24 protein-coding genes and 1 tRNA gene are annotated in these 26,653 nt (G+C 70.5%); 4 read left to right on the top strand and 21 right to left on the bottom strand.

The window, feature by feature from the left end; genetic code table 11:
• Positions 1-2: 2 nt before the first annotated feature.
• The 12 genes from SOM19_RS09055 to rplU form a co-directional block, all read right to left on the bottom strand.
• Positions 3-1,157 (bottom strand): PQQ-dependent sugar dehydrogenase, encoded by a 1,155-nt coding sequence (locus tag SOM19_RS09055; protein WP_320486192.1) that lies wholly within the window; start codon positions 1,155-1,157, stop codon positions 3-5.
• Positions 1,154-1,630: a VOC family protein gene (locus tag SOM19_RS09050; protein ID WP_320486191.1), complete on the bottom strand. Its 477-nt coding sequence runs from the start codon at positions 1,628-1,630 to the stop codon at positions 1,154-1,156. The genes SOM19_RS09055 and SOM19_RS09050 overlap by 4 nt, the downstream gene beginning before the upstream one ends.
• 118 nt (positions 1,631-1,748) lie before the next feature.
• Positions 1,749-1,821 (bottom strand) — tRNA-Ala (locus SOM19_RS09045).
• A gap of 68 nt (positions 1,822-1,889) precedes the next feature.
• Complete coding sequence (rsfS, locus tag SOM19_RS09040; protein WP_320486190.1) at positions 1,890-2,267, bottom strand: ribosome silencing factor; 378 nt, start codon at positions 2,265-2,267, stop codon at positions 1,890-1,892.
• Entirely contained in the window at positions 2,267-3,391 is a 1,125-nt protein-coding gene (locus SOM19_RS09035; RefSeq protein WP_320486189.1) for a hypothetical protein, read from the bottom strand. Before SOM19_RS09035 ends, rsfS begins: the two co-directional genes overlap by 1 nt.
• Positions 3,388-3,984, bottom strand: a complete 597-nt coding sequence (gene nadD, locus SOM19_RS09030; protein WP_320486188.1) for a nicotinate-nucleotide adenylyltransferase — start codon at positions 3,982-3,984, stop codon at positions 3,388-3,390. Before nadD ends, SOM19_RS09035 begins: the two co-directional genes overlap by 4 nt.
• Before the next feature lie 9 nt (positions 3,985-3,993).
• Positions 3,994-4,218, bottom strand: coding sequence for a hypothetical protein (locus SOM19_RS09025; RefSeq protein WP_320486187.1), 225 nt, complete (start codon positions 4,216-4,218; stop codon positions 3,994-3,996).
• 51 nt (positions 4,219-4,269) lie between these two features.
• Positions 4,270-5,529 carry a glutamate-5-semialdehyde dehydrogenase gene (locus SOM19_RS09020; protein ID WP_320486186.1) on the bottom strand — a complete coding sequence of 420 codons (1,260 nt, stop codon included), beginning with the start codon at positions 5,527-5,529 and terminating at the stop codon, positions 4,270-4,272.
• The gene (gene proB, locus SOM19_RS09015; protein WP_320486185.1) at positions 5,529-6,368 is read right to left on the bottom strand and encodes a glutamate 5-kinase; all 840 of its coding nucleotides are present in this window, start codon (positions 6,366-6,368) and stop codon (positions 5,529-5,531) included. Before proB ends, SOM19_RS09020 begins: the two co-directional genes overlap by 1 nt.
• Positions 6,365-7,873, bottom strand: coding sequence for a GTPase ObgE (gene obgE / locus SOM19_RS09010; protein WP_320486184.1), 1,509 nt, complete (start codon positions 7,871-7,873; stop codon positions 6,365-6,367). The genes proB and obgE overlap by 4 nt, the downstream gene beginning before the upstream one ends.
• Before the next feature lie 98 nt (positions 7,874-7,971).
• Positions 7,972-8,229 carry a 50S ribosomal protein L27 gene (rpmA, locus tag SOM19_RS09005; RefSeq protein WP_320486183.1) on the bottom strand — a complete coding sequence of 86 codons (258 nt, stop codon included), beginning with the start codon at positions 8,227-8,229 and terminating at the stop codon, positions 7,972-7,974.
• A 20-nt stretch (positions 8,230-8,249) separates the two neighbouring features.
• On the bottom strand, positions 8,250-8,558 hold the full coding sequence (gene rplU, locus SOM19_RS09000; protein WP_320486182.1) for a 50S ribosomal protein L21: 309 nt from the start codon (positions 8,556-8,558) through the stop codon (positions 8,250-8,252).
• Positions 8,559-8,798: 240 nt separating this feature from the next.
• Between rplU and SOM19_RS08995 the strand changes: the two genes are divergently transcribed.
• A complete protein-coding gene (locus tag SOM19_RS08995) occupies positions 8,799-9,074 on the top strand; it encodes a DUF4031 domain-containing protein (protein ID WP_320486181.1) in 276 nt (91 codons plus the stop codon).
• Positions 9,075-9,111: 37 nt separating this feature from the next.
• Here SOM19_RS08995 and SOM19_RS08990 read toward each other — a convergent pair whose 3' ends face one another.
• Entirely contained in the window at positions 9,112-11,499 is a 2,388-nt protein-coding gene (locus tag SOM19_RS08990; protein ID WP_320486180.1) for an Rne/Rng family ribonuclease, read from the bottom strand.
• 307 nt (positions 11,500-11,806) lie between these two features.
• Here SOM19_RS08990 and SOM19_RS08985 point away from each other — a divergent pair, with 307 nt between their 5' ends.
• Positions 11,807-12,409, top strand: a complete 603-nt coding sequence (locus SOM19_RS08985; protein ID WP_320486179.1) for a vitamin K epoxide reductase family protein — start codon at positions 11,807-11,809, stop codon at positions 12,407-12,409.
• Positions 12,410-12,421: 12 nt separating this feature from the next.
• Here the strand turns inward: SOM19_RS08985 and ndk are convergent, their stop codons facing one another.
• From ndk to ileS, 4 genes are read right to left on the bottom strand one after another with little or no spacing between them, the layout of a single operon-like run.
• Positions 12,422-12,838: a nucleoside-diphosphate kinase gene (gene ndk, locus SOM19_RS08980; protein WP_320486178.1), complete on the bottom strand. Its 417-nt coding sequence runs from the start codon at positions 12,836-12,838 to the stop codon at positions 12,422-12,424.
• A gap of 1 nt (position 12,839) precedes the next feature.
• On the bottom strand, positions 12,840-13,265 hold the full coding sequence (locus tag SOM19_RS08975) for a DUF4233 domain-containing protein (protein WP_320486177.1): 426 nt from the start codon (positions 13,263-13,265) through the stop codon (positions 12,840-12,842).
• Positions 13,262-14,620, bottom strand: coding sequence for a bifunctional folylpolyglutamate synthase/dihydrofolate synthase (locus SOM19_RS08970; protein WP_320486176.1), 1,359 nt, complete (start codon positions 14,618-14,620; stop codon positions 13,262-13,264). The genes SOM19_RS08975 and SOM19_RS08970 overlap by 4 nt, the downstream gene beginning before the upstream one ends.
• Complete coding sequence (ileS, locus tag SOM19_RS08965) at positions 14,617-18,003, bottom strand: isoleucine--tRNA ligase (protein ID WP_320486175.1); 3,387 nt, start codon at positions 18,001-18,003, stop codon at positions 14,617-14,619. Before ileS ends, SOM19_RS08970 begins: the two co-directional genes overlap by 4 nt.
• 266 nt (positions 18,004-18,269) lie before the next feature.
• On the opposite strand from ileS, the gene SOM19_RS08960 reads away from it, so the two are divergent.
• Positions 18,270-18,929: a pentapeptide repeat-containing protein gene (locus tag SOM19_RS08960; RefSeq protein ID WP_320486174.1), complete on the top strand. Its 660-nt coding sequence runs from the start codon at positions 18,270-18,272 to the stop codon at positions 18,927-18,929.
• Here the strand turns inward: SOM19_RS08960 and SOM19_RS08955 are convergent.
• From SOM19_RS08955 to SOM19_RS08940, 4 genes are read right to left on the bottom strand one after another with little or no spacing between them, the layout of a single operon-like run.
• Entirely contained in the window at positions 18,919-20,469 is a 1,551-nt protein-coding gene (locus SOM19_RS08955) for an ABC transporter ATP-binding protein (protein WP_320486173.1), read from the bottom strand. The genes SOM19_RS08960 and SOM19_RS08955 overlap by 11 nt on opposite strands.
• Positions 20,466-21,278, bottom strand: a complete 813-nt coding sequence (locus SOM19_RS08950; RefSeq protein ID WP_320486172.1) for an ABC transporter permease — start codon at positions 21,276-21,278, stop codon at positions 20,466-20,468. The genes SOM19_RS08955 and SOM19_RS08950 overlap by 4 nt, the downstream gene beginning before the upstream one ends.
• Positions 21,275-22,258: an ABC transporter permease gene (locus tag SOM19_RS08945; RefSeq protein WP_320486171.1), complete on the bottom strand. Its 984-nt coding sequence runs from the start codon at positions 22,256-22,258 to the stop codon at positions 21,275-21,277. Before SOM19_RS08945 ends, SOM19_RS08950 begins: the two co-directional genes overlap by 4 nt.
• Before the next feature lie 25 nt (positions 22,259-22,283).
• Positions 22,284-23,894, bottom strand: coding sequence for an ABC transporter substrate-binding protein (locus SOM19_RS08940; protein WP_320486170.1), 1,611 nt, complete (start codon positions 23,892-23,894; stop codon positions 22,284-22,286).
• Between the two features lie 175 nt (positions 23,895-24,069).
• On the opposite strand from SOM19_RS08940, the gene valS reads away from it, so the two are divergent.
• On the top strand, positions 24,070-26,652 hold the full coding sequence (gene valS, locus SOM19_RS08935) for a valine--tRNA ligase (RefSeq protein WP_320486169.1): 2,583 nt from the start codon (positions 24,070-24,072) through the stop codon (positions 26,650-26,652).
• Position 26,653 lies beyond the last annotated feature (1 nt).

Below are 26,653 nucleotides of genomic sequence, written 5' to 3'. Positions count from 1 at the left end.
GCTCACGGAACCTGCTCGAGGCTGATCCGCAGCAGGAAGTCATCGCCGGCACGCGGGCTGCCGCGCCCGTCGGTGTTGTTCGTCAGCAGCCACAGTCCCCCGTCCGGCGCGACCACGACGTCCCGGAGCCGGCCATGCTCGCCCGTCAACGCCGAGATCGGCGCGGGCCCCAGCGACCCGGCGCGAGTGTCGACCACCCACAGCCGCTCTCCGCGCAGCCCCGCGACGAACACGGTCTCGCCGAGCGCGGCGATGCCGCTGGGGCTCGCCTCGTGCGTCGCCCACGCCACCGCGGGATCGACCATGCCGTCCTGCTGCGCGACGCCCTCCACGACCGGCCAGCCGTAGTTCGCTCCCGCCTCGATGCGATTCAACTCGTCCCACGTGTTCTGACCGAACTCGCTGGCCCACATCGCGCCGTCGCTCGTCCACGCGAGCCCCTGCACGTTGCGGTGCCCGATCGACCACGCCGCGTTGTTCCAGGGGTTGCCCGCCGCGGGATCCCCCTCGGCGGTCAGACGCAGGATCTTCCCCCCGAGCGCCTCCGGGTCCTGGGGCGCATCCCGATTCTGGGCGTCGCCCGTGGTGACGTACAGGAACCCGTCCGGTCCGAACGCGATGCGGCCGCCGTTGTGGGTGCTCGCGCGCGGGATGCCCTCGAACACGACGTCGGCCTCGCCGAGGCTCAGGGCACCTTCGTCGCCGAGCAGCGGCATCCGCACCACTCGGTTGTCGTCCCGCGCGCCGTGATAGGCGTACAGCCACCGGTCGTCCCCTTCGGCGTGAAGGGCGATCCCATGAAGCCCGGACTCGCCGCCCGACACCACGTCCGGCACCACCCCTGCGCTGCGCACGCTCCCCGACACGGTGAGCTCGAGCACGCTCCCGTCGTCCCGCTGTGAGATCAGCGCTCCTCCGCCATCGAGCGGGATGACGGACCACGGGGCCGCCAACCCCGACGCCAGCGCCTGCGGCGCACCGGACGGATGCCACCACCCGGTCGCACCCGCCGACGGCGTCGGGACCGGCTCAGGCAGATCCGTCGGTGCCACGCTCGGCGGAACGGCAGTCGGCGGCTGCGCCGGTGAGCACGCGGATGCCGAGGCCGGCCCGAGAAGGAGGCATCCGGCGACGGCGACGAGGCGAACGAGTCTCACGCGGCTGCGGCGGCCGCCTCGACCGCGGCGATGTCGATGCGGCGCATCGTGAGCATCGCCTGGATCGAGCGGTGCGCGGTGTCGGGATCGGGATGCCGGATGAGCTCGATGAGCCGGTCGGGGATGATCTGCCACGACAGCCCCCAGCGGTCCTTGAGCCAGCCGCAGGGCTGCTCTTCGCCGCCGTCGGCCACGAGCGCGTCCCAATAGCGATCCACCTCGCCCTGGTCGGCGCACGAGACGTAGAGCGACACGGCGGCGGTGAACGGGAACTGCGGTCCGGCATCCATCGCGTAGTAGTCGCGCCCGGCGAGCCGGAAGTGCGCGTTCATCACTTTCCCGCCCATTCCGGGCACCTCGTCGGGGTACCGCCCGAGCGACACGATCTCGGACCCGGGGATCAGTCCGGTGTAGAACCTGATGGCGGCTTCGGCATCGTTGTCGAACCAGAGGAACGGGATCACCTCGGTCATCGAACACCTCCTGGAGTCGAGCACCAGCGTGCTCCGTGGAGGGGCGACCGGTCAATGGCCTGAGCGACTGGAAGCCAGCCCGGAAACCAGAAAATCCCTGGCGAACCAGGGATCTCGGTGGACCTGAGGGGACTCGAACCCCTGACCCCCTGCATGCCATGCAGGTGCGCTACCAGCTGCGCCACAGGCCCGGATCGTTGCCCCGCGAGGCAACTCCACAAGCTTACAACACGTCACACGATGCTTCGAACCAAGGCCCTCACTCGGCGGATGCCGCAGCGGGCAGCTCGATCGCGACGACCGGGCAGTCCTTCCACAGGCGCTCCAGGCCGTAGTACATGCGCTCCTCCTCGTGGAAGACGTGCACAACGAGGTCGCCGAAGTCCAGGAGGATCCACCGCGACTCCTGGCGACCTTCGCGGCGCAGCCGCTTGTGTCCGGACTCCAGCAGCTTGTCCTCGATCTCGTCGGCGATGGCGGCGACATTGCGCTCGTTGCGGCCGGTGACGAGCAGGAAGATGTCGACCAGCGGCAGCGGACCCGACACGTCGAGCGCGACGAGATCCTCACCGCTCTTGGAGTCGGCTGCGGCGGCCGCGATCTGCAGCATCTCGTTCGATTGGCTACCGGCGGTCATCAGAGAACTCCTGTCGTGAAAGCGAGAATGAGCACGCCGACCAAGGCCAGTGCGAGCGCGCCCGCGGTGATGGCCAGGGTCAGCATCAGACGGCTGCCCTTCTCCGGCGCCGGAGGCCTGATGACCTCGCCGGCCGTTTTCACCGTGCTGATCGCGGCACTCGCCGCGATCGGGGTCGGCGACGAGTGGGCCGGCAGTTCGCCGTCCACCAGTGTCGCGTCGACCTCTTTGCCGTCGGCGGTGCCTCGGGCGTGTCCTGTGGATCCCAGTCCTTCGGGGAGATTGAGCGTTCCCGTGATCAGCACCTCGCCGGTCGAGCTGAACGGCGCGACCATCGGAGAGACCTCGGGGGCCTGGGAGAGGATGAGCGCGTTCGGCACCGAGATGGAGCCGGTCGTGCGTGAGAGCAGCTGATCGAACGAGGGAGGCAGGTCGGCCTGCTCCGGCTCACCGGCGAGGAGCCCGGCGCCGAAGAGCGGGCTCACGACGCGCTCCTTCTGGGGCTGGTCGCTCTCGCGCGCCTCGATCGGGGCGGGCTGCTCGTCCGCCGCGTCCGTGGTCAGCTGCGCGAACCACGGTGCCTCATCGGCCTCGGACTGCTCCCGGGGCGCGGCGGCCGCGGGCTGGGGTGCGATGACCGGAGCCGGGGCGGTCGCCAGACCGAACAGGTCGTGCATGCCGCTGTTGAGGTTCACCGGCTCGGTCCGCGTGAGGGCGGGCGACTCGATCATCGTCGTGCCGGGAGCGGACGAGTGCGATCCCGAGTGGGCGGCCGCGACCTCGGGCGTGATGACCGGCACGGACGCCGTGCGGATGCGCTCCTGCTGACGAGCCTGACGGCGGGTCAGGGGCGACGCGCCCAGGTCGACCGAGGCATCGGCCACCGGGGCGGGCGGAACGAACACCGGATCGGCGGCGCGCGGCAGGGGGACGGAGGCGATCGGCGCCGGCGGGGCCTCGCGCGGCGCTTCCTGCGCCGGCGGGGTCGGCTCGGGGACCGGCGGGGCGGAGGCGGCTTCTGCCGCGGCCTCGGCGGTGATCACGGGGGTGGACCCCGTGTTGCGGATCTCGCGCATCTGCTTGCGCGTCAGCGGTTGGTTCGCCGGCTGCTCGGGTGTGCTCATTCCTTGCTCCGGTAGAGATGGTGCTTCGCAATGTATTGGACGACCCCGTCTGGAACGAGATACCACACGGGGTGTCCCTGTTCCACGCGGTCACGACAGTCCGTCGACGAGATGGAGAGCGCGGGGATCTCGAGTTGACTCACGTCTTCGCTGGGCAGACCGTCCGTGCTCAGCACGTGTCCTGGACGGGAGACCGCGACGAAGTGCGCGAGGTCCCACAACTCATCATGGTCCCTCCAACTGAGAATTTGCGCTATGGCGTCGGCGCCCGTGATGAAGTACAGCTCCGCATCGGGCCGCTGAGCCTTCAGATCGCGCAGCGTGTCGATGGTGTAGGTGGGGCCGGAGCGGTCGATGTCGACCCGGCTGACGGTGAAACGCGGGTTTGACGCCGTCGCGATCACGGTCATGAGATACCGGTGCTCGCTCGGCGAGACGTCGGACTTCTGCCAGGGCTCACCGGTGGGGACGAACACGACCTCGTCGAGGTCGAACCACTGGGCGACTTCGCTCGCAGCGACGAGGTGACCGTGATGGATGGGATCGAATGTCCCACCCATGACCCCGATCCTCGGGGCGGCCGTCACCGACATGCAGTCGGCCTAGTGGCCGTGCCCCATGTGCTGGACATCGTTCGCGTGCGCCCGCGTGTAGGCCTCGGCCTTCTGCGAGTGGCGGTTGGCGACGTTGCGGTAGGACAGCGTGACGATCGCGAGGGCTGCGAAGACCGCGACCGCGACGATGCCGTAGCCGACGGTCTCGAGAGCGACGTTGCCGTGGTGCTCGGTCTCTTCCGCGGCGAGGGCGACGATCGTGGCGATGGTCATTGTGCTCCGTTCGGGTTCGCCTGGGCTCAGGCCAGCCTTCAGTTTATGCGGTCAGACGCGTACTTGTCCGACGCCCCGCGCGAGCCACTTGGTGCTCGTGAGCTCGGAGAGGCCCATCGGACCGCGTGCATGCAGCTTCTGCGTGGAGATTCCGACCTCGGCTCCGAAGCCGAACTCTCCCCCGTCGGTGAAGCGCGTGGACGCATTCGCCATGACGACGGCGGAGTCCACCTCGGCGAGGAAGCGCTCCGCATGGGCCGGATCCTGCGTGATGATCGACTCGGTGTGATGGGTCGAATAGCGGCGGATGTGGTCGAGCGCCTCGTCGAGGTCGTCCACCACGCGCATCGCGATGTCGAGACTGAGGTACTCGGTCGCCCAGTCCTCGTCGGTGGCCGGAGTGATCCCGTCGGCGAGCGAGGCGACCGTCGCGTCTCCGTGCACGGTGACGCCCTGCGCGCGGAGCGCCTCGACGACCGGCGGCACCAGACGGGGCGCGGCATCCCGGATCACGAGCACCGTCTCGACCGCATTGCAGACGCTCGGGCGCTGGATCTTGGCGTTCACGACGATGTCGCGCGCCCAGTCGAGCGGAGCGGATTCGTCGAGCACGATGTGGACGACGCCCGCACCGGTCTCGATCACGGGCACCGACGACTCGGTGACGACGGTCTCGATCAGCTGGGCGCTCCCGCGCGGGACGAGCACGTCGACCACGCCGCGCGCCTGCATGAGCTCGCGCGCGCCGTCTCTCCCGAAGTCGTCCACGGTCTGGATCGCCTCGGGGTCGATGCCCTGTTCCACCAGGGCGCCGCGCATCGCCTTCACCAGTGCGGCGTTGGTCCGCTCGGCCGCCGATCCGCCGCGGAGCACGACGGCGTTGCCCGACCGGAGGGCGAGCGCGGCGATGTCGACCGTGACGTTGGGTCGGGCCTCGTAGATCGATCCGACGACCCCGAACGGCACTGAGACCTTCGTGAGCGAGACGCCGTTGGCGAGCGTGCGCTCATCGAGCACGCGGCCGACCGGGTCGGGAAGCGCCGCGATGTCGCGCACCGCCGCGGCGAGGGCGGCCACGCGGGACTCATCCAGCCGGAGACGGTCCTGGAGGGCCTCGGAGAGACCGGTGACCCGGCCGCGCTCGAGGTCTTCGCCGTTGGCATCGACGATCTCGCGCGCCGCGGTCTCGATGGCATTCGCGATGCCGAGCAGGGCGTCGCGCTTCTGCTCGTCGCGGAGCAGGCCGATCGCACGCGAGGCCTCCTTGGCGAGCAGCATCCGCTCCCGGGCAGTGGTGGCCGTGGTGGTCATCAGCCCAGCTTATCGACGGCGGTGCGCACGGCGCCCGTGACGACCGGGGCGGTCGGCTCGGGGTTCGGCTGGAACCATGTGCCGATGTCGGCGCCGTTGAGCGCCTCGTCGACCAGGTCGGCGCTCGTGACGAGCACCCCGATTCCGGATGCCGCGGCCAGCCGCGCGGCCGACACCTTGGTCGCCGCGCCGCCGGTGCCGACGCTGTTGACGACCACCGAGCCGAACTCGAACCCGTGCAGGTCGTCGCCGTACGCCACGCGTGTGATGGGCTTCGCGCCCGGCTCGTCCGGCGGCCGCGTGTACAGGCACTCGATGTCGCTCAGGAGGACGAGCGCGTCGGCGCCGATGAGCTGGGCGACCAGAGCCGCCAGCCGGTCGTTGTCGCCGAAGCGGATCTCATGCGTCGCGACCGTGTCGTTCTCGTTGACGATCGGCAGGATGCGGAGGCCGAGCAGGCGCTCCATGGCGCGGCGCGCGTTGGAGCTGTGGGTGGGGTTCTCGAGATCGCCGGCCGTGAGGAGCACCTGGCCGGCGACGATCTGGAACGGGCGCAACGCCGCCTGATAGCGGTAGATCAGCACGTTCTGCCCGACCGCGGCGGCGGCCTGCTGCGTGGCAAGGTCGCTCGGGCGACCGTCGAGCAGGAGGAACGGCATCCCGGTGGCGATGGCGCCCGAGGACACCAGCACGACCTCGGTGCCGCGCGCGTGGGCGGCGGCGAGGGCGTCGACGATCGGCCCGATCTTCTCGGCGTTCTCGCCGCTGATCGACGACGAGCCGACTTTCACCACCACGCGGCGGGCGGCGCGGATGCCGTCCCGCTCGAGTGCGATCACTCGTCGCCCTCCGCGCTCCAGTCCGCCTTCGCCAGCCGTTCCGACTCGAGCTCGGCGCGCGCCTCTGCCTTGGCGTCCATCCGCTCGTGGTAGTGCTCGCGACGCTCCGATGTGGTGCGCCGGTTGCTCTGCAGCAGGCGCGGGTCGGTCCCCCGCGGTGCGGTGGCGAGCTCCGCCACCGAGGTGAGCGAGGGCTCCCAGTCGAAGATGACGCCGTCGCCCTCGCCGATGACGACCGTCGCGCCCGGCGTCGCGCCGGAGCGGAAGAGCTCGTTCTCCACACCGAGCTTCTCGAGGCGATCGGCGAGGTAGCCGACGGCCTCCTCGTTCTGGAAGTCGGTCTGCTGGACCCAGCGCTCGGGCTTCTCGCCGAGGATGCGATAGATGTTGCCGTACGTGCCGCCGTCGATGCGGATCCAGAAGTCCTTCTTGGAGCCGCGCGGCCGGATGACGATCCGCTCGAGCGGGGGTTTCTCGGCGAGCTCGGTGCGGTGGGCGGCGACGATGTCGCCGAGCGCGAACGTCAGCTGGCGGAGGCCCTCGTGGCTCACCGTCGAGATCTCGAACACGCGGAATCCGCGGGCCTCGAGCTCCGGCCGCACGAGCTCGGCGAGATCCTTCGCCTCGGGGACGTCGATCTTGTTGAGCGCGATGAGCTGCGGGCGCTCGAGGAGCGGGACCTGTCCGTCGGGCACGGGGTACGCCTCGAGTTCGGCGAGGATGACGTCGAGGTCGGTCAGCGGGTCGCGGCCGGGGTCGAGCGTCGCGCAGTCGAGCACGTGCACGAGCGCCGTGCAGCGCTCGACGTGCCGCAGGAACTCGAGCCCGAGTCCCTTGCCTTCGCTGGCGCCTTCGATGAGCCCGGGCACGTCGGCGACGGTGAACCGCACGTCGCCGGCCTGGACGACACCGAGGTTCGGGTGCAGCGTCGTGAACGGGTACTCCGCGATCTTCGGCCGCGCGGCGGAGACGGCGGCGATGAGGCTCGACTTGCCGGCGGACGGGAATCCGACGAGCGCCACGTCGGCGACGGTCTTGAGCTCGAGGAGGACATCGCCCTCCCAGCCGGGCGTTCCGAGCAGCGCGAAACCGGGCGCCTTGCGCTTGGGGTTGGAGAGCGCGGCGTTGCCGAGGCCTCCGAGACCACCCGGCGCCGCGACGAAGCGCATGCCGGGCTCGATCAGGTCGACCAGGGTCTCGCCGTCGGGATCCTTCACCACCGTGCCGACCGGCACCGGGAGCACGACGGACTCCCCCAGTGCGCCCGAGCGGTGATCGCCCATGCCGAACCCGCCATTGCCGCCGGAGCGGTGGGGTGAGTGGTGGTACGCCAGCAGCGTGGTCACCTGCGGGTCGGCGACGAGGACGACGTCGCCGCCGTTGCCGCCGTTGCCGCCGTCCGGGCCGGCCAGCGGCTTGAACTTCTCGCGGCGCACGGACACGCAGCCGTTGCCGCCCTTGCCGGCGCTCAGATGCAGCGTTACACGATCCACGAACGTGACCATGCGATCCCCCTCACGGAGAGTCTGGGTGTGACCCAGAGTAAAGGGAAAGGGGCGAGCCGAAGCCCGCCCCTTCCTCGAGAATGTGTGTGCTCCGGGAGTTACTCCGCGGCCACCACGATGTTGACGACCTTGCGGCCGCCCTTCTGGCCGAACTCGACTGCGCCCGGCTCGAGGGCGAACAGCGTGTCGTCGCCACCGCGGCCGACGTTGGCGCCGGGGTGGAAGTGCGTGCCGCGCTGACGGACGATGATCTCGCCGGCGAGGACCTTCTGGCCGCCGAAGCGCTTCACGCCCAGTCGCTGAGCGTTGGAGTCACGACCGTTACGGGTGGAGCTTGCGCCCTTTTTGTGTGCCATCTCTGCGTCTCTTCCTGGACTTACTTGATGCCGGTGACCTTGACGCGCGTGAGGTCCTGACGGTGCCCCTGGCGCTTCTTGTAACCGGTCTTGTTCTTGAACTTCTGGATGACGATCTTGGGACCGCGCTCTTCACCGACGACCTCGGCCGTGACGGTCACCTTCGCGAGCTTGTCGGCGTCGGTCGTGACCGCGTCACCGTCCACGAAGAGGACAGCGGGAAGCTCGAGCGTGTCGCCGATCTTCGCCTTCTGGCGGTCGAGGACGACGATCGTGCCGACCTCCACCTTCTCCTGCCGGCCACCGGCGCGCACTACTGCGTAAACCACTTCACACCTGTTTCTACTGGATGGGAGCGCACGGCTCCGATTGTCTTTGCGAGACTCTGCTCTTGCGAGAAGAGGAAGTCCTTGGTGCGGGAGCGACGGCTGCAGCCGGCTGCTGAGCCTGTCGGCCATCGCCACATCTTTCGAAACGGGACGCACCAAAGGACTACTTTACCGGATGCCGCGACCAACGGCAAAAGCTGGGGCTGCCGTGTCGCACGCGGGTGTGAATAGGATCGCGACGTGGCCATCCTGATCGACGATCCGCGCTGGCCGGCGCACGGCCGGCTGTGGGCTCATCTCGTGAGCGATTCGAACCTGGACGAGCTCCATGAGTTCGCGGCGGCGAACGGGATCCCCCGCCGCGGCTTCGATCTGGACCACTACGACGTGCCGGACGAGGCCCACACGCGCCTGGTCTCAGCCGGTGCGGAGCACGTCGACGGTCATGAGCTTGTTCGCCGTCTCATCGCCTCGGGCCTGCGGGTGACCGCGCGCGAGCGCCGCGCCGGTCGCTGACGCCCCCGGAGGGCGAGCGACCGCGCGGCATCCGCGGTCAGTCCTCGGGCGTGTGAGAGACCGGCGTGCCGGTCAGCGCAGCGGTGCTCACGCGACGGCGTGAGCGTCCCTGACCGGGCGCCTTGGGCTCCGGGAGGGCGCTGAGCACCGAGTCGAGGAGCGCGTCCTTCTCGGTCCGCGGCGCCTTCGTCGACTTCGCGCTGGGCTCGCCGCGCTTCTTGCGCACCTTCTTCGGACGTTCCGCGGGCGCCTCCGCGACGGGTGCGGCGTCCTCCGCCGGCAGCTCGTCATGGTGATGGATCGTCGAGGCGGCGATCTGCGCGAGCGCGGACTTCACACCCTCGGTGATGACATGCGTGCCGTTCGACCCGCCGCCGCCGTTCTGCGCGGGGGCGCTGCCGCGGGTGCGTCGGCCCGACGACGAGGACGACCCGGAGGACGACTGGGGTCCGCGGTGCTTCACGACCGGATCGTGGTGCACGACCACGCCGCGGCCCGCGCAGACCTCGCACGCCTCGCTGAACGTCTCGAGCAGGCCCAGTCCGAGCTTCTTGCGGGTCATCTGCACGAGGCCGAGCGAGGTGACCTCGGCGACCTGGTGCTTCGTGCGGTCGCGGCTCAGGCATTCCACGAGGCGGCGCAGCACGAGGTCGCGGTTGGACTCGAGCACCATGTCGATGAAGTCGACCACGATGATGCCGCCGATGTCGCGCAGCCGCAGCTGGCGGACGATCTCCTCGGCCGCTTCGAGGTTGTTCTTCGTGACGGTCTCCTCGAGGTTGCCTCCGGTGCCGACGAACTTGCCCGTGTTGACGTCGACGACCGTCATCGCCTCGGTGCGGTCGATGACGAGCGAGCCGCCCGAGGGCAGCCAGACCTTGCGGTCGAGCGCCTTCTCGATCTGCTCGGTGACGCGGAACTGGTCGAAGGGATCGTTCTCGCCTTCATAGGCGACGACCCGCTCGAGGAGGTCGGGTGCGACGCTCTCGACGTACTTGGTGATCGTCTGCAGCGCGTCCTCGCCCTGGATGAGCATCTTCGAGAAGTCCTCGTTGAAGACGTCGCGGACGATCTTGACCAGAAGGTCGGGCTCGGAGTGCAGCAGCGCCGGCGCCTGGATCGTCTGCACCTGCGTGCTGACGTGCTCCCACTGGGTGGTGAGGCGCTGCACGTCGAGCGTGAGCTGGTCCTCGGTCGCACCCTCGGCGGCCGTGCGGACGATCACGCCGGAGGATTCCGGAAGGACCTCCTTGAGGATCTTCTTCAGACGCGCGCGCTCGGTGTCGGGGAGCTTGCGCGAGATGCCGTTCATGGCGCCGCCCGGCACGTAGACGAGGTACCGTCCCGGCAGCGAGATCTGGCTCGTGAGGCGCGCGCCCTTGTGTCCGACCGGGTCCTTCGTCACCTGGACGAGCACCTTGTCGCCGGACTTGAGGGCGAGCTCGATGCGTCGCGGCTGGTTGCCGGTCTCGACCGCGTCCCAGTCCACCTCGCCCGAGTAGAGCACGGCGTTGCGGCCGCGGCCGATGTCGACGAACGCGGCCTCCATGCTCGGGAGCACGTTCTGCACGCGGCCGAGGTAGACGTTCCCGATCAGCGAGGCGTCCTGGTTGCGGGCGACGTAGTGCTCGACGAGCACGTTGTCCTCGAGCACCGCGATCTGGATCCGGCCGTTCTTCGAGCGCACGATCATGACGCGGTCGACGGCCTCGCGGCGTGCGAGGAATTCGGCCTCGGTCACAACGGCGCGGCGGCGGCCGGCCTCACGGCCGTCACGGCGGCGCTGCTTCTTGGCCTCGAGGCGCGTGGACCCCTTGATGCGCTGCGGCTCGGTGATGAGTTCGACGGCGCGCTGACGCGGCGGGGCGGGCTCGGAAGGAGCGGATGCCTCGTCCCGGCCCCCCTCTCCCCCGCGACGCCGGTTGCGGCGGCGTGCATTGGCCGACGTGAGCTCCTGTTCGGGCTCCTCGTCGGGCAGGGGCGGAAGCGCCTTGATCTCGGGCGCGTAGAAGAGCAGCTCCGTCGACACGGCCGACACGAAGACTTCGGGCAGCAGGCCCAGCGCCACCGCCGTGACGGGCTTCTCGGGCTCGGGCTCAGACTGCGGCTCGGGCTCCGGCGCTGCCTCGGTCGGCTCCGGCTCGGCCTCGGTGGGCTCCGGCTCGGCAGCGGGCGCCGGCTCGACTGCCACCGGCTCGGTCGCTGCGGGCTCGGCCGACGCGTCCTCGACGACGGCCGCCGTGTCGTCGGTCGCGGGTGCGTCGGCACCCTCCTCCGTCACCTCGACGGACTCGCGGACCGCGTCGACCTCGGCCGCGGCGATCGCCTCGGTGTCCGTGCCAGCGGATGCGGTGGCAGCGTCTGGCGCTAGCGGGGCATCCGATTCGGTCTGGGGGTTGAAGTCTGCATCTGTTCCATCGGCCATCACTGGCTTACTCCCTGCGGGTCGGCACCGCGCGCCGCCCGGCGTGATCTCGTGCGGTGCCGCACCTGCGGTGCCGCGAAACTGAGTCGGTCTGCAGCGGGATCCCGGCTCATGCGGCGGGAGCTCACGCTGCCAAGGGCATTCGTCGCCCTGAAGTCTTCTGGTGATGCGAGTTGCGGCGCGGCCGCGGTCACATCGACAGCCATTATCGCACTTTCCCCGGCCGATTGCTCGTCGGCGGCGCGCCGACTCTTTCCCCTGGCCGCTGCGCGGCATCCGCCCAGTCCTCGATGCCATAATCCGAAGCATGCCCGAGGCCCAGTCGCACACCCGCCCGACCGCCCTGGCGGTATGGCTGATCATCGCCGGAGCGATCGGCTGGTGGGCGGCCTTCTCCCTCACGGTGGAGAAGTTCCATCTGCTGGCGGACCCCGACGCGATCGCGTCGTGCGATTTCGGATTCCTGGTGCAGTGCAGCGCCAATCTGACGTCGGCTCAGGGCAGCGTGTTCGGCTTCCCCAACCCGATCCTGGGACTCACCGGATGGATGGCTCCGATCGTCGTCGGGTTCGCGATCCTCGCCCGCGCCCGCTTCGCCCGCTGGTTCTGGTGGCTGTTCGAGCTCGGCCTGACGTTCGCGTTCGTCTTCGTCATCTGGCTCATCATCCAGAGCATCTACGTGCTGGGAACGCTGTGCCCCTGGTGCATGGTGACGTGGGCCGTCACGATCCCGACCTACTACGTCGTGACGATCCACATCCTGCGCTCCGGCATCCTCCCCGCCCCTGCGGCGATCCGGCGCGGCGCCGACCGGCTCATGGGCTGGGTGCCGCTCCTGGTCGTCGTGAGCTACGCGATCATCGCGATCCTCGCCCAGCTGCGCCTGGACGTGCTGGGCGAGCTGTTCTGATCCGCGCGCGGGTCAGGCGAACCAGATGCCGAGCTCGCGCGCCGCGGACTCGGTGCTGTCGGAGCCGTGCACCAGGTTCTGCTGGACCTTGAGGCCCCAGTCGCGGCCGAAGTCGCCGCGGATCGTGCCAGGCGCGGCCGTCGTGGGATCGGTCGTGCCGGCGAGCGAGCGGAAGCCCTCGATCACGCGGTTGCCCGCGAGGCGGATCGCCACCGACGGTCCCGACATCATGAACTCGAGGAGCGGCTCGTAGAACGGCTTGCCCTCGTGCTCGGCGTAGTGGCGCTCGAGGGTGCCGCGATCGGGCTCGACGAGCCGGATGTCGACGAGCGAGTATCCCTTCGCCTCGATGCGGGCGAGGATCGCGCCGGTCAGGCCGCGCGCCACTCCATCGGGCTTCACCAGGACGAGAGTCTCTTCGGTGGCCATATCAGTCTCCGTTCGCCGTTCCGGCTTGCTCGGGGGGATTCGCCGCGAGCTCGGCGTTGCGCCGATCGAGTGCGGCTCCCTTGATCGTCGCATATGCGTACATGCCACCGAAAATGAGCGCGACCAGTGCCAGGCCGGGAACGAGGATCGCGCCCAGCGCGACCACGACCTGGAGCGCCCATCCCAGCGCGATGCCCCAGGGGTAGCGCAGGAAGCGCGTCGTGACGATCATGAGTACGGCGACGACGGTTCCGGCGACGATCCCCCACCAGGGCGCCACGGACTCGGGGAACGGGCGGAGCCCGTAGATGACCAGGCCGCCCAGGAAGGCGATGATCGACTCGAACGCGAGCACGATCGAGGCGAGCGACTCGGCGGCCCCGCGGGGGCGCCGGGTCCGGGGCGCGGGGACCGGTGCGTCGGTCATGCGTCCCATCCGCTCTTCCATTCCTCGGCGTCGGCCAGGGTGAGGGCCTGCCCGGCGAGGATCACCGATCCGGCGATGACGACGGCGCGCCGATCCGACTCGGCGGCCCATGCCCGTGCCGCCTCGGCGGCCTGGCCGAGATCGTGGTGGACCGTGGCCGGCAGCGCGCTCGCCTCCGCCAGGTCGGCGATCCGGTCGGCGGTCTCTGCGCGATCGGACTCCGGCGAGGTCGCGAACACGTGCGCCGCGACAGGGGCCAGAGCATCGACGATCCCGGCGGCGTCCTTGTCGGCGAAGACGCCCAGCACGATCCCCCACTCGTCGAAGTCGAACGACTCCTGCAGCGCGGCGACCAGCGCCCGCGCTCCGTGCGGGTTGTGGGCGGCGTCCACGAGCACCGTCGGGGCGACCCCGACCAGCTGCAGACGACCGGGCGCGGTCGCCTGCGCGAGACCCTCGGTGAGCACGTCGCCCGCGATCCCCCGAGAGGCGCCGCCGATCAGCGCCTCGACCGCGGCGATCGCGAGGGCGGCGTTGAAGCCCTGATGACCGCCGTAGAGGGGCAGGTACTCGTCCTCGTACGTTCCGGCGAGCCCGCGGACGGTGATCAGCTGCCCGCCCACCGCGAGACTCTGCCGGGCGAGCGCGAAGTCCTGGCCCTCGAACGCGATGGTGGCTCCGCGCGCCGCAGCCGCCTCGCGCAGCACCGCCTCGGCCGAGGCATCCTGTCGCGCAGACACGACGGCGGCGCCGTCCTTGATGATCCCGGCCTTCACGGTGGCGATCTCGGCGATGGTGTCACCGAGGCGGTCTGCGTGGTCGATGTCGATGGGCGCGAACACTGCGACGTCGCCGTCCGCGGTGTTGGTCGAGTCCCACGAGCCGCCCATCCCGACCTCGAGCACGAGCACGTCGATCGGGGCATCCGCGAACGCCACGAACGCCAGCACGGTGAGCAGCTCGAAGAAGGTCAGCGGTGCGTCGCCGGCGGCGGCGAGCTCGGCGTCGACGAGTCCGACGAACGGCTCGATCTCCTCCCAGGCATCCGCGACGGCTGCGTCGGCGATCGGCTCGCCGTCCACCATGATGCGCTCGGTGAACCGCTCGAGATGCGGGCTCGTGAACAGGCCGGTGCGCAGGCCGTGCGCGCGCACAAGGCTCTCGATGATCCGGCTGGTCGAGGTCTTGCCGTTCGTCCCGGTCACGTGCACGACGCGGTAGGTCTTCTGCGGGTCGTCGAGGAGCTCGAGCACGCGGCGCGTGCGCTCCACCCGCGGCTGCACCCAGCGCTCACCCTGCCGCTCCAGGAGCGCCGCGTACACGGCGTCCGCGCGGGCGATGTCGCGATCGGTCATGCGGATGCCTCCACCTTCGTCACCGAGACGGTGAACGCACCGCGGTTGGCGTACGTTCCCGCCGCGAACTCCGCCGTGTGGTCGGCGCCGTCGCTCGAGAGACCTCGGACGATCGCCACCTCGTGCTCGACGGCGAGCGTCTCGCCCGCGATGTCGGCGACGGCGAAGGCCGACTCGACGGCCGCGCCATCCTGCGCATCGGCGAACGACAGTCCGAGCCGGATGCGGTCGCTCACGTCGAAGCCCGCCCCCTTGCGCGTGTCCTGCACGGCGCGGATGACGTCGCGCGCCAGACCCTCGGCCTCGAGCTCGGGCGTGGTGGCGGTGTCGAGCAGCACGAAGCCGCCATCCGAGAGCAGCGCGATCGCCGTGCTCTCGTCGACGCCGCCGGCCTCGAGCGTGAGCTCGTACTCGCCGTCCTGCAGCGCGATGCCGTCGACCACGACCACGCCGTCGACCTCTTCCCAGAGCCCGGCCTTCGCGCCGAGGATGACGTGCTGCACCTGCTTGCCCAGGCGCGGACCGGCCGCCCGGGCGTTGATCGTCAGGCGCTTGCTGACGCCGTAGCGCTCCGCGATGTCGCCGTCCAGCTCGACGAGTTCGACGGCCTTCACGTTGAGCTCGTCGCGCAGGATGCCGTCGAACTGCGCGAGGGACGCGGCATCCGGCATCACGACGGTCAGCAGGGCGAGCGGCAGGCGCACGCGCTTGCCCTCCTTCTTGCGGAGCGCGTTGGCGACGCTCGACACCTGACGCACGGCGTCCATCGCCGAGCGGATGTCGTCGGCGGCGGGGAACGCCGAGGCGTCCGGCCAGTCCTCGAGGTGGACGCTGCGACCGCCGGTCAGCCCCTGCCAGATGCGCTCGGACACGAGTGGGATCAGCGGCGCGGCGACCCGGGTCACCGTCTCGAGCACCGTGTACAGGGTGTCGAACGCCTCGCGGCTCTTCGGGTCGTCGGACACCCCGACCCAGAAGCGGTCCCGCGAGCGGCGGATGTACCAGTTCGTGAGGGCCTCGGCGAAGTCGCGCAGTCGCTCGGCCGCCGTCGTCGAGTCGAGACCGTCGAGGTCGCTCGCGACGCCGCGGACGAGGTCGCCCGTGAGCGCGAGGATGTAGCGGTCGAGCACGTCGGTCGAGTCGGTGCGCCAGGTCGCCTCGTACCCGGCCCGCTCTGGACCTCCGGCGGCGTTCGCGTAGGTCGAGAAGAAGTACCACGCGTTCCACAGCGGCAGCATGAACTCCCGCACGCCGGCGCGGATGCCCTCCTCCGTGACGACGAGGTTTCCGCCGCGCAGCACCGAGCTCGCCATGAGGAACCAGCGCATGGCGTCGGAGCCGTCGCGGTCGAAGACCTCGGAGACGTTCGGGTAGTTCCCCAGCGACTTCGACATCTTCTGCCCGTCGCTGCCGAGGACGGTGCCGTGGCACGACACCCCGATGAACGCCGGCCGGTCGAAGAGCGCGGTCGACAGCGCGTGCATCACGTAGAACCAGCCGCGGGTCTGGGGGATGTACTCGACGATGAAGTCGGCGGGCGAGTGCGACTCGAACCAGTCGTGGTTCTCGAACGGATAGTGCACCTGCGCGAACGGCATCGAGCCGGAGTCGAACCACACGTCCAGGACGTCCTCGATGCGGCGCATCGTGGAGCGTCCGGACGGGTCGTCGGGATTCGGGCGCGTCAGGTCGTCGATGTACGGCCGGTGCAGGTCGACCGCGCCCTCGGCGTTGCGGGGCAGGCGGCCGAAGTCGCGCTCCAGGTCCTCGAGCGATCCGTACACGTCGACGCGCGGGAAGTCGGGGTCGTCGCTCTTCCACACCGGGATCGGCGATCCCCAGTACCGGTTGCGGCTGATCGACCAGTCGCGCGCGCCCTCGACCCACTTGCCGAACTGGCCGTGCTTGACGTTCTCGGGCACCCATGTGATCTGCTCGTTGTTCGCGAGCATCCGGTCCTTGAACTCGGTCACGCGCACGAACCAGCTCGACACGGCCTTGTAGATCAGCGGGTTGCGGCAGCGCCAGCAGTGCGGGTAGGAGTGCTCGTAGCTCGCCAGGCGCAGCAGGCGCCCCTCCTGGCGGAGCAGTCGCACGAGCGGCGTGTTCGCGTCCATCCACAGCTCGCCGGCCACATCGCTCACCTGCGGCAGGAAGCGTCCGCCGTCATCGAGGCTCATGATGAGCGGGATGCCGGCGGCCTCGGTGACGCGCTGGTCGTCCTCGCCGTAGGCCGGGGCCTGGTGGACGATGCCGGTGCCGTCACCGGTCGTGACATAGCCGTCCACGAGGATCCGCCACGAGGTGCCGGTCCCCCAGGTCTCGGCATCGGCATAGTAGTCGAACAGGCGGTCGTACGTGACGTCCTCGAGCTCGGCGCCGAGCACCGTCTGGACGACCGCGGCGCGTGCCGCCTCGGCCGACTCGTAGCCGAGGTCCTTGGCGTAGCCGGCGAGAAGCTCCTCGGCCAGCAGGTACCGGTGCGACGAGGCCTCGATCGGGTCGTGGGCGTCGCCGACCGCGCCCGAGCGCGTCGTCGGGTCGTGGTGCACGTCGGCGGCGCCGGCAGGACCCGCCGGGAGCACGGCATAGCGGATGTCGGGGCCGACGGCGAGGGCGAAGTTGGTGGGAAGGGTCCACGGGGTCGTCGTCCACGCCAGGGCGCGCACCGCCGTGAGGCCGAGCGCCTCGGCCTTGGCGCCCGTCAGCGGGAAGGTCACGGTGACCGACGGGTCCTGACGCATCTTGTAGACGTCGTCGTCCATGCGCAGCTCGTGGCTCGACAGCGGCGTCTCGTCGCGCCAGCAGTACGGCAGCACCCGGTGGCCTTCGTACGCGAGCCCCTTGTCGTGCAGCGTCTTGAACGCCCACAGCACCGACTCCATGTACGACGTGTCGAGCGTCTTGTAGCCGCGCTCGAAGTCGACCCAGCGCGCCTGGCGGGTGACGTAGTCCTCCCACTCGTGCGTGTAGGCCAGCACCGACTCGCGCGCCTTCGCGTTGAAGGCGGCGACGCCCATCTGCTCGATCTGGGTCTTCTCTGTGATGCCGAGCTGCTTCATCGCCTCGAGCTCAGCCGGCAGGCCGTGGGTGTCCCACCCGAAGACGCGGTCGACCCGCTTGCCGCGCATCGTCTGGAAGCGCGGGAAGAGATCCTTCGCGTAGCCGGTGAGCAGGTGCCCGTAGTGCGGCAGCCCGTTCGCGAACGGGGGGCCGTCGTAGAAGACCCACTCCTCGGCGCCGTCGCGGTTCGCGATCGACGCGCGGAAGGTGTCGTCGGCCTCCCAGAACGCGAGCGTCTCGCGCTCGATCTCGGGAAAGCGCGGGCTCGGCACGACGGAATCGGCGGCGGGGCCGAAGGCGGAGGGTCGGGGGTAGGTCATCTCAACTCGCAGGTGCTCGTTCGAACGCGTCCTGCCGGGACGACCCTCGCGGACCGCGGTACCACCCTGCATTGCCTCCGCCGGCCTTGCGGCCGGGAGAGACCCCTCTCACTGCGGCTGTGACGGGCCTGCCCCGCTCGGTTCTAGTGAGGACCGGAATCCCGTTCTTCCGAGGACTCCCCGGTGATGGCCGGATCGACGTCTGTGGTCCCAGTCTACCCGGCGCGCGCCGGCGGGGTGTCGGAATCCCGCGCTAGCGTCGCCCTATGGCCCGCCGCCCCGTCCTTCCGCACGCCCCGCGCGTGGCACCGCCCGACCTTCCGAGACTGACCGACACGGTGAGCGGGCTGCGCGCGCAGGAGGAGTACTTCCAGGTGCGCGTCGAAGACCTGGAAGACGTGACGGATGCCGCGCACGCCGTGCTGACGGAGTGCAGCATCACCGGCGCCACCGTGAGTCGGCTCGACCTGGAGGGCGCGACCCTCGTCGACGTGGAGGTCGACGAGCTGCGCGCGGCCGCCGTGGCCGCCCGTGGATCGCGGCTGCGCCGAGTGCGCCTCGCCGGCGGCCGGATCGGCACGCTGGACCTCTCACTCGCCGAGGTCGACGAGGTCGAGCTGCGCGGCATCCGCATCGACTACCTGTCGCTCGCCGGAGGCGCCGTGCAAGACCTGCTGATCACGGACTGCGTCATCACGACGCTCGATCTTCCGCAGGCGAAGCTGTCCCGCGTCCGCTTCGACGCCGCGCGCGCCGACGAGGTCGACACCCGCGGCCTCCGCGCCGACAGCACGGACCTCCGCGGGCTCGAGGCCGGCTCGTACCTCGACGTCGGCTCCCTGCGCGGCGCGACCCTGACCCCGTGGCAGGTGGAGCAGCTCGCGCCGGCGTTCGCGGCCGCGCTCGGCATCGACGTCAGGGACTGAGCGGAGCGACCCCGGGAGCGGGGGCCGCGGGGCGCGCCGCAGCGAGCAGCTCACGGGTGAACGGATGCCGCGGCGCGGCGAACACGGCAGCCGTGGTCCCCTGCTCGACGGCGGCGCCCGCCTGCATCACCAGCACATCGTCGGCCACCGCGGCGACGACATCGAGGTCGTGCGACACGAACACCATGGTGAGGTCGCGATCGCGCTGCAGCCGCAGCAGGAGGGCGAGCACGCGCTCGCGGACGAGAGGATCCAAGGCGGAGACCGGCTCGTCGAGCACGAGCACCTCGGGCGCCGCGGCGAGGGCGCGCGCGATCGCGACGCGCTGCCGCTGCCCGCCGGAGAGCTCGGCCGGACGGCGCCTGCCCAGCGCCTGGTCGAGCTCCACCTCGGCGAGCAGGTCCCGCACGCGCGCCCCGCGCTCCGCTCGGGGAACCTCTCCGGCTTCGAGAGCTTCGCTCAGGGAGCGCTCGACGGTCCAGCGCGGGTCGAGCGCACCCAGCGGGTTCTGATGCACGAGCTGGATACGGCGCTGTGCCTCCGGCGTCGGGGGCGCGCCGTCGAGGAGCACCTCTCCTGCGTCGGGTCGCTCGACCCCGACGAGCATGCGCGCCACGGTCGTCTTGCCCGATCCCGACTCGCCGACGATCCCGAGCGTGCGCCCGCGTCTCACCTCGAAGGAGACATCGGTGACCGCCGGGCGATCGAACGTCTTCGACAGCCCGCGGACCGCCAGGCGCACGGTCTCGTCCGCGGCGATCGGCGGCCGCGGCGCGTGCCCGGTCGCCGCGACGAGCCGCTGCGCGTAGGGGTGCTGCGGGGAGCCGAAGACGGCGGCAACGGTGCCGGACTCGATGACGCGTCCGGACTGCATGACGAGGACGCGGTCGGCGATCCCGCGGACGGCGGCGAAGTCGTGGCTGATGAAGACGACCGCGACGCCCCGGTCGGCGATCTCGCGGAGGAGTCGGAGGATCCGCACCTGCACGGTGGCGTCGAGGGCGGTCGTCGCCTCGTCCGCGACCAGGATCGCGGGGTCGCCGGCCAGGGCCGAGGCGATGAGCGCCCGCTGCCTGAGCCCGCCGGACAGCTCGTGCGGATACTGGTCCGCACGGCGGCCCGGCTCGGGCATCGCAACCCCGGCCAGCAGCTCCTCGACCTTCTCCCGCAGGGCGGGACGCGTCATCCGGCGCCCATGAAGCCGCAGCGGCTCCGCCACCTCCGCGCCGACGCGGCGGAGCGGATCGAGCGACACGAGTGCGTCCTGCGAGACGAGGGCGATCCGCGATCCGCGCAGCGCACGCCATCCGCGGTCGCCCAGCGCTCGCGCGTCGACTCCGTCGACCGAGAGCTCCTCGGCGCGCACGGTCGCCCCGGCCGGGGCGAGGCCGAGCAGTGCGCGCGCCGTGAGCGACTTGCCGGCGCCCGACTCGCCCACGATCGCGACGCACTCGCCCGGAGCGACCTCGAGGTCGAGTCCGTCGACGGCCACCGTGCCGCCGAACGACACCGTCAGTCCTCGGACGCTCAGGCCGGTCATCGCGTTCGTCCGTCCGCGCGCGCCCGGAGCGACCGGCCCAGCACCGTGGCCGCGACGACGGTCAGGGTGATCGCAGCACCGGGGAACACCGAGATCCACCACGCCTGGCCGAGGACGTTGCGGCCGCCGGAGAGCATGAGCCCCCACTCGGGCGTCGGCTCGGTGGGCCCGAGGCCCAGGAAGCTGAGCCCGGCGGCGGCGAGGATGCTCGACCCGATGCCGATCGTCGCCAGCACGCTCAGCGCGCCGATCACCCCCGGCACGACGTGACGTGTGAAGGCGCGCGGCGCGGAGACGCCCAGGATGCGCGCCGCCTCGACATGCTCGGCGAGGCGCAGCGTCCGGGTCTGGGCACGCGCGAGCCGGATGTAGACCGGCACGGCCGCGATCGTCACGGCGATCGCGACGTTGACCGGCCCGGGCCCGAGCACGGCGACCACGACGAGCGCCACGAGGAACTCGGGGAACGCCATCAGGATGTCGGTCGCACGCATCGCGGCGGCATCGACCACTCGCGGCGCGACCCCGGAGAGTGCACCGACGCCCAGGCCGATCGCGAAGGCCAGCGCCGTCGCGAGCAGCCCGATCCCGACCGATCGGCCGGTGCCGTAGACGACGCGCGAGTAGACGTCCCGCCCGCTCTGGTCGGTGCCGAACAGGTGCTCGGGGCTCGGCGGCAGCAGCGCGGCGCGCACGTCGGTCTGCAGCGGGTCGGACGCGGTGAACAGCTGGGGAGCGAGCGCGAGGGCGGCGATGAGGGCGAGCACGGCGATCGCTGCGCCCAGGGCCACCCGCCGCGACGCCGTCACGCGGGGACCCTCTCGCGCACGGTCGCACCGGACGGAGCCCGGCGAAGCCGGGGATCGAGCAGGGGGTACGTCAGCTCCACGACGAGGTTCACGACCACGAACACGAGCGCGCTCAGCAGGATGATCCCCGTGATCACGGGCAGGTCCCGGTCGGTGATCGCCGTGAGGGTGACGCGCCCGAGTCCCGGGCGGGCGAACACCGTCTCGACGAGCACGGCTCCACCGAGGAGCGAGCCGACGAGGTACGCGGCGAGGGTCAGGGCGCCCGTCCCGCCGTGCCGGAGCGTGTGGTGCACGGTGAGCCACGTCGGGCCGGCACCACGCGCCCGGACGGTGGTCGCGAAGGGCTGGCGCTCGGCCGACTCGATGCCGTCGCGCAGCACCTGGCCGAGGAGCGCCGCGACGGGCAGCGCCAGGGTCACGGCGGGCAGCACCAGCGTCGCCGGATTGCGCGAGCCCGAGACGGGGAACCAGCCCAGCCCGAACGCGAAGACGCTCAGCAGCAGCAGCCCGATCCAGAAGACCGGCGACGAGAGGATGACGAGCTCGATGCCGGCGGCGATGGCGCGCGAGGTGCGCCCGCGCGCCAGGAGCGCGACCGAGAACGCGAGCACGACCGCGATCAGGAGAGCCGCCGCCGAGAGCTGCATCGTCGCTGCCAGCTGCCGCCCGATCACCTCGGTCACCGGCATCCGCAGCTGGTACGACTCCCCCAGGTCACCCTGGAGCAGCTGCGCGAGGTAGGCGACGTACTGCTCGAAAGGCGGGCGGTCCAGGCCGAGTTCGGCGCGGATGCCGTCCTTCACCGCCTCGCTGACCTGCGCCTGCGGACCGAGCATGACGTCGACGGGATCCCCGGGGATGATGCGCAGCGCGAGGAACGCCACGGTCGCCGCCCCCCAGAGGACGATGACGACGGATGCCGCGATCCCGGCGCTGCGCGCGAGGACGCGGCGCGTGCCCGCGCTCGGTGTCGTCATCGTCCCTCCACGGAGGGGCGCCGGATCAGCCGAGGCTGACGTCGTAGAACAGCGGGCGCCCGTACAGATCGTAGGTGAGGCCCGACACGTTCTCGCCGACGGCGGTGATCAGCGACGGGCTGTACAGCGGCACGATCGCGACGTGCTCGGCGTTCCACTGCTGGACGGCGGCGTAGATCTCGCCGCGCGCGTCGGCATCCGCGGTGGCAACGCCTTCCTCGAGCAGTTCGTCGAGGTGCGGGTCGCTCACCTGCGAGGCGTTCTGGAAGCCGTCGGTGTGCAGGTGGCTGCGCAGCAGGTCCGGGTCGACGCCGGAGAAGCCCCAGTCGGTGAGGTCGAACGTCTTCGGCCCGTACTGCTCGTTGTACGCACCGGGCTCGAGCACCTCGCGGACGAGGTCGAAGCCGACCGCCTTCAGGTCGGACTGGATGGCGTTGGCGAGAGCGGCTCGGTCATCGGGGACGGGCGTCCAGGCGATCCAGCGCGCCGAGAGGCGCTCGCCGTCCTTCGTGCGGAACCCGTCGGCATCGCGCTCGGTCCAGCCGGCCTCATCCAGGAGCGCATTCGCCTCGTCGGCGTCGAAGGCCCAGGTGCCCTCGAGGGAGTCGTCGTACGTCGGCGTGGTCGAGCCGAGGACCGACCACGCGCGCGGGAACTGGCCGAAGAAGATCTCCTCGACCGCCGAGTCGATGTCGATGGCGCGCGAGAACGCCTGACGGACGCGCTCATCGGCGAAGACGCCGTACTTCTCGTTCAGGTAGAGCGAGTACGGGAGCCCGGGGTACTCGTTCGAGTCGACCACGAGGGCGTCGTCGATGTCGGCGGCCAGGTTCGGCGGCAGCTGGCTGGCGAGGTCCGCCTCGCCGCTCTCGACCACGCCGACGCGGACGGACGCCTCGGGAAGGATGTCCACCCGGAGCGTCTCGAACTGCGCGGCACCGGAGTCGTGGGGCCCCCACGCGTAGTCGTCGTTGCGGGTGTAGACGATCTCCTGGTCGGGCGTGTAGTCGGTGAGCTCGAAGGGCCCGGTGCCGACCGTGATGTCGGGTCCGCCGGCCTTCAGCTGGTCGGCCGAGGACTCGAGCACCGCGGGCGAGTAGAAGCCCAGCAGCGACGTGCTCGCCGCCTGCAGGAAGGGCGAGTAGGGCTGCGTGAACGACACGCGCACCGTGTGCTCGTCGACGACCTCGGTACCGGCGTAGAACTCCCCGCCGAGCATGCTCGCGGCCTGGGCCGATGCCGTCTCGGGGTCGGCGATGCGGTCGAAGTTGGCCTTCACCGCGGCCGCGTCGAACGGCTCGCCGTCGTGGAAGGTGACGTCGTCGCGGAGCGTGAACACGTAGGCCGCGCCATCATCCTCGATCTCCCACTCCGAGGCGAGCCACGGCGTGAAGGTGCCGTCCGGCTCCTGGAAGACCAGGGAGTCGAGCACCGCGCGCTGCACCATGGCCGAGACGTCGAGCTGGCTCGTCTGGGGGTCCATGTGGCCGGCGGAGAGGTTGGCGCCCTCGATGGCCCAGACCACCTCGCCGTCCGATGACTGCGGGGTCGAGCCGCCGGCGCAGGCGCCGAGTGCGAGGGCCCCGACCGCGAGAGCGGCGACGGCGGCGAGACGGCGTACAGGACGAGCGGGCATGCGTGACCTCGGGAGATTCGGATGGGGGATCCAGACAAGCCTATTGGTTTCTGGACGCAGTCGATCAACGCGGGGCTCGGCCCGCCTATTCCCGAGACGCCCTCCGGTAGAATGGCGGGGATCCCACACTCAGGCACGCTCACACAGTGCCGTACATATCGCCTCAGGAGACCCCATGGCCGACGCGCAGATTCCCGACAAGCCCGCCCTCGAAGGTCTCGAGAGCAAGTGGGACACCGCCTGGACCGAGCAGGGAACGTATCTGTTCGACCGTATCCGGGCCGCCGAGGTCGGCCGTGCCGGGGTGTTCTCGATCGACACTCCCCCGCCCACCGCGTCGGGAAGTCTCCACATCGGGCACGTCTTCAGCTACACCCACACCGATGTGAAAGTGCGCTTCGAGCGCATGCGGGGCAAGACCGTCTTCTACCCGATGGGCTGGGACGACAACGGCCTGCCCACCGAGCGCCGGGTGCAGAACTACTACGGCGTTCGCTGCGACCCCACACTGCCCTACGACGCGGAGTTCACTCCCCCGTACGAGGGCGGTGACAACAAGTCGAGCCGTGCCGCCGATCAGGTGCCCGTGAGCCGTCGCAACTTCATCGAGCTCTGCGAGAAGCTCACCGTCGAGGACGAGAAGCACTTCGAGGCACTCTGGCGCGCGCTCGGACTCAGCGTCGACTGGACCCAGACCTACCGCACCATCTCCGACGAGACGATGCGCACGAGCCAGCTCGCCTTCCTCCGCAACCTCGACCGCGGCGAGGCCTACCAGGCCATGGCCCCGACGCTGTGGGACATCGACTTCCGCTCGGCCATCGCCCAGGCCGAGCTGGAGGACCGCGATCAGCCGGCGGCCTATCACCGCATCGCCTTCCACAAGACCGACGGCTCGGGCGATGTCCACATCGAGACGACGCGCCCCGAGCTCCTCCCGGCCTGCGTCGCCCTGGTCGCGCACCCCGACGACGAGCGCTACCAGCCGCTGTTCGGCTCCACCGTCCGCACACCGCTCTTCGACGTCGAGGTGCCGGTGCTGGCCCACCCGCTCGCCCAGAAGGACAAGGGCTCGGGCATCGCCATGATCTGCACCTTCGGCGATGTGACCGACATCATCTGGTGGCGCGAGCTCGACCTGCCCAATCGCACGATCCTCGGGCAGGACGGCCGCGTGCTCGCCGACGCCCCCGACGTGATCGTGACGGATGCCGCGACCGCGGCATACGCCGAGCTCGCGGGCAAGACCGTGTTCAGCGCCAAGAAGCGCGTGGTGGAGCTCCTGCAGGAGTCCGGCGAGCTGGAGGGCGAGCCGAAGCCGTTCACCCACGCGGTCAAGTTCTACGAGAAGGGCGACCGCCCGCTCGAGATCGTCTCCACCCGCCAGTGGTACATCGGCAACGGTGCCCGCGACGAGGCGCTGCGCGACAGGCTCATCGCGCTCGGCCGCGAGATGTCCTGGCACCCCGACTTCATGCGCGTGCGCTTCGAGAACTGGACGAACGGTCTGACGGGCGACTGGCTCGTCTCGCGTCAGCGCTACTTCGGCGTGCCCATCCCGGTCTGGTACGGCCTGGACGAGAACGGCGAACGCGACTACTCCCGCGTCCTCACCCCCGACCACGGCTCGCTGCCGGTCGATCCGACGACGGATGTGCCCGCGGGCTACACCGAGGACCAGCGGGGCGTTGCCGGCGGCTTCGACGGCGAGCAGGACATCTTCGACACCTGGGCCACTTCGTCGCTGACCCCGCAGCTCGCCGCCGGCTGGGAGCGCGATCCGGAGCTGTGGAACCTGGTCGCCCCGTTCGACGTGCGCCCGCAGGGCCAGGACATCATCCGCACCTGGCTGTTCTCGACGATGCTGCGCAGCGCGCTCGAGGACGGCCGCGCACCCTGGTCGGATGCCGCGATCTCAGGCTTCATCGTCGACCCCGACCGCAAGAAGATGTCGAAGTCCAAGGGTAACGTCGTCACGCCGGCCGACATCCTGGCGCAGCACGGCTCCGACGCCGTCCGCTACTGGGCGGCCTCGAGCCGCCTCGGAACCGACGCCGCCTTCGACCCGCAGAACCCGACGCAGATCAAGATCGGCCGCCGCCTCGCGATCAAGGTGCTCAACGCCGCGAAGTTCGTGCTGTCGTTCCCGGTGCCGGAGGGCGCTCAGGTGACGCACGCGCTGGACGCCTCGATGCTCACCACGCTCGACGGCGTGGTCCGCGAGGCGACCAAGGCGCTCGAGTCGTTCGATCACGCGCGAGCGCTCGAACTGACCGAGTCGTTCTTCTGGACCTTCTGCGACGACTACCTCGAGCTCGTCAAGGAGCGTGCCTACAACCAGACCGACGTCGGACAGGCCTCGGCCGCTCTCGCGCTGCGCACGGCCCTGTCGACCCTGCTGCGCCTGTTCGCCCCGGTGATCTCGTTCGCGACCGAGGAGTCGTGGTCGTGGTTCAACGAGGGCTCGGTGCACACCGCCCCCTGGCCCGAGCCACTGGGCATGGAGGGCGACCCGGCAGTCCTGACGGCCGCAAGCGCGGCTCTGATCGGTATCCGTCGCGCGAAGACCGAGGCCAAGGCCTCTCAGAAGACGGCCGTGACGTCGCTGACCCTCCGCGCGGACGACCCGACGATCGCGCGGCTCCGGCTGGCGGCGGGAGATCTCCAGGCCGTCGGCCGCATCGAGCGGCTCGAACTGCTCGACGGCTGGAACGAGCTCGTCATCGACAGCATCGAACTCGCCCCGCAGGAGGTCTGAC

It is taken from the genome of Microbacterium sp. CFBP9034 (assembly GCF_034045255.1).
GTDB lineage: Bacteria > Actinomycetota > Actinomycetes > Actinomycetales > Microbacteriaceae > Microbacterium.
Note: the sequence above shows the minus strand (reverse complement) of the source record. Positions and strands in the feature narration are given on the sequence as shown.